At 54.7% G+C, this 3,251-nt stretch carries 2 protein-coding genes and 1 tRNA gene; 1 reads left to right on the top strand and 2 read right to left on the bottom strand.

Annotated features, from left to right (window positions below):
* Nucleotides 1–284: 284 nt before the first annotated feature.
* Nucleotides 285–1,307 carry an AraC family transcriptional regulator gene (locus BOW52_RS16475; RefSeq protein ID WP_078485175.1) on the bottom strand — a complete coding sequence of 341 codons (1,023 nt, stop codon included), beginning with the start codon at nt 1,305–1,307 and terminating at the stop codon, nt 285–287.
* A 38-nt stretch (nt 1,308–1,345) separates the two neighbouring features.
* Nucleotides 1,346–1,432 (bottom strand) — tRNA-Leu (locus tag BOW52_RS16470).
* A 261-nt stretch (nt 1,433–1,693) separates the two neighbouring features.
* Here BOW52_RS16470 and BOW52_RS16465 point away from each other — a divergent pair.
* A complete protein-coding gene (locus BOW52_RS16465; protein WP_078485174.1) occupies nt 1,694–3,112 on the top strand; it encodes a hypothetical protein in 1,419 nt (472 codons plus the stop codon).
* Nucleotides 3,113–3,251 lie beyond the last annotated feature (139 nt).

Raw genomic sequence — 3,251 nt, 5'->3', positions numbered from 1 at the left:
GACCTCATTCAGCGCTGGGTGGAATCACACCCGTTCAGAAGTTGAATCAGGCTGCATGATCCCTACTTATGAGAACCATTATTAATGGGGGGATTACCACCGCAATACTCGCGAGCAGTTCGATGGAGAGAAGTAGATAGGGATTCATGTAGGGCTCCTAAGCTTGTGTCTGGAGACCTAAATTTGGATGACGAGTATCCAATTTTCTTCCGATCTTATCGATCTGGAGCACTTTTTAGCTCCGAAACGATAATTTCGGAGTAATCGGCGGCCGTTTTCCGGCTTTACCCCTCAGTTTGCAGCTTGCGGTACTGACCAGGCGTCATGCCCTCAATCTCACGAAACGCCTCGTAGAAGGTCGATTGCGATGAAAACCCAACGCTTAAGGCAACGGACAAGACTGAGGCGGAACGTTCTTCATGCAACATCTGCTTGGCGGCATCAACACGCTGCTCTCGCAAATAGCGGGAGAACCCCTTGCCTAACCGAGTATTCATCAGTTCAGAGAGCTGGTGGGTGGAGATACAGAGCTGCTCTGCCAGATTTGGCAGAGATAGTTTTGAATCGATATAGAAGCGCTCTCTCTGCATCAGATCGTTCAACTTGGAGAGCGTTGCATCACAATCGATATTGGTAAGCGTTGAAACGGCATAGGCCGCTTGTGCCGTCTCCCTGACTTCAGTCGACAACCTCGGCCTGAACCCCAGAGCCGTCTGCACCAGAACAAAGGCCATTCCAATTGCTATCGAATAGAGGCTGAAAAATAGTTTTTCGGGTAGAACCGTCTGCAGAAGCCCAAGCAAAGACACAGCGACTGCGATCATAAAAACGGTGCCAAGAAGAAACATCTCTAGGCGGAAACTCGCCCGTTCTGTGCGCAAGGCAAAAAGACTGAGTGCAAGCCACAAGAGATAGCCAGCACCGACAAGAAATGCCAGCGGTAGGGCCAACTCTTGCGGAAGCAGCGCAGCAATCAGAATGGGCAAAGCGTGCCAGAGGAGTATTGGAGTGAATGCGGGTGGAACATCTGGGCGTAGGAGTGGCCGGCAAAAGAGATAGAATGCTGGTGCCACAGTGAATAGGATCATTCGGTAAGGGAGTGTTTCTGCCCACTCCAGATCGAGGTAGAGCCACTGAAAGTGAGCAAGCTGCAAACCACTCAAAGCCAGAAGCAGTATCAGCCCCATAATTCTCGACATCACCTGATCGCGATAGTGGTCGCCACTAAAATGCGTCAGTGCCAGCGTGATTGCACTGAATATCGAGAATCCGGTCAGGAGAAGTGCGAGTGAGATTACAGATAGCATTCCTTTAAATAGTTCCTCATTCCGTAGAGAGATGTAATTGGTGCCCGGGACCGGAGTCGAACCGGTACGACCTTGCGGTCGGGAGATTTTAAGTCTCCTGCGTATACCAATTTCGCCACCCGGGCTTGATGCGGTGACTCGATCACAGAGGCTGCGTGATTCGCGCGCGATACGTGATCTCTCGGTACCGAAGCGCCCTATTGCGGGGTCGTCCTCTGCACCGAGCGGCATTATACCCTACCCCCGGCTCATTCAAAGGCTCTTCGTTATCAATTTGCGACTAATCTTGCCGGGTTGGTTCTCTCGGCAGGGATGCTGATATGATCGGCTCAGTGCAGGGCTGCAGCGGCAGTCGATCACCCTAATAACAATGAGAGCACGAGATTATGAATGGAACCCAGCCGTCTCACCTTCTGCCTATCTTTACCGGAGCAGCACTGCTGATTGGCTCTGCCACACTCAATGCGACTACCAGCACGCCACCCTCATATGAGCCCGCCATTACGCTAACCGCTGCAACGCTACTGGATGAATCGGTCGCGACCTCTGAGCATTACCGTATCGAGCCCGAGGTGGCGAATGACGGCAGGATGAACAGCTACCAGCTCAGCTCTGAGATTCAGTCGCTTGAGGTACACACCGATTCGCTGCTGCGTGAGCGCGCCCACGAGATCGAGGCGATTGTGGCACTGCGGCAGATGAAGGAGAGCGACACTTTCCAGAAGGGCTTTATGGCTGCTGCCGAGGCACCGATCAGTCTGACGCGTAATCTGGTCACCGATCCGGTCGGCACGCTTGAGTCTATCCCCTCTGGCATCGGCAATGTGCTGAGTGACGTAGGCGCGGCTATCTCCAGCATCGGCAAGGAGAGCAGTGATGAGGATGATACGCTGGCCAAGAACCTGCTCGGTTTTAACACCGTTAAACGCCGTCTCGCTGCCGAGCTGGGTGTTGATCCCTACTCCAGTAACAAACTGCTGCAGGAGGAGCTGGATGATGTGGCGTGGTCGGTATTTGCCGGTGGTGCACCGATTGAGGCGGTAATGGTGGCGGCACCGATGGTCGCCTCGGTCTCGGTACGCATCAGCAACGGTACCCAGAGCGATCCCAACGGCTGGAAGATCAGCCCCACCACGATGCTAAAGGCCGCCGATCAGTCGGCGCAGAAAATCGGCCTTAGCGAAGAGGAGTCGACCCAGCTCGTCTACCACCCCATCTGCAGCGTGAACCACCTCACACGACAGGTCGCAGCTATCAGCATCCTGGAAGGGGCGCTCGGTAGAGAGGCGCTACTGAAAAGCAACAGCGGTGCTGATTCCGAGATGGCATGTCGCCACGCCCAGCAGCAGGCTGAGCTGATCTACAACTACCACACCAACAGAGACCGCGTGATCAATCTCCATAGTCAGGATGGGCAACTACAGCTGGTCGACTGGAGCGGTAACAAGATCTATCCCGTAATCGCCGACTACCTCACCCTGAGTGAGTCCAACAATGGTTTGATCGAGGCTCTTACCAGGCCTTCAACCAGCAAGCGAATTCTATGGCTCTCTGGTCGCGCCTCTCCCCAGCTTCTAAGTGCACTCAGCAAACAGGGTATTGAGCTTGTGGAGCAGGCCCAGACCACCCCTCTAAGCGTGGCTGAGATCCTGCTGCCAGAACGGGTACAGGAACAGCGTGAGGCGGAGAACAAGGGCAACCGCACCGGAGAGATCGCCTCCAGTATCGGTAGCACCATCGGCAGCGTGTTCGACGCCATCACACCCGACCTGGGAGAGGCAGAGGCGTCGCCCGAAGCGCAATAGCCACCTCCCCACCCCCAGCCACATCAAAACGATGCCGATTCATCGGGGAGTCGCTATTTTTGCGGAAGCTTGTTTTGGGCATCCAAGCCCAAGCAAGCGGCAAATACTTAACGCGACCGTTTATGCCTACGGCGCCCCG

Source organism: Solemya pervernicosa gill symbiont (assembly GCF_002020875.1).
Taxonomy (GTDB): Bacteria; Pseudomonadota; Gammaproteobacteria.
Note: the sequence above shows the minus strand (reverse complement) of the source record. Positions and strands in the feature narration are given on the sequence as shown.

Excerpts from the sequence above, each read along its gene's own strand:
- BOW52_RS16465 (WP_078485174.1), top strand. The coding sequence starts at position 1,694 with ATGAATGGAACCCAGCCGTCTCACCTTCTGCCTATCTTTACCGGAGCA.
- BOW52_RS16475 (WP_078485175.1), bottom strand. The coding sequence starts at position 1,307 with ATGCTATCTGTAATCTCACTCGCACTTCTCCTGACCGGATTCTCGATA.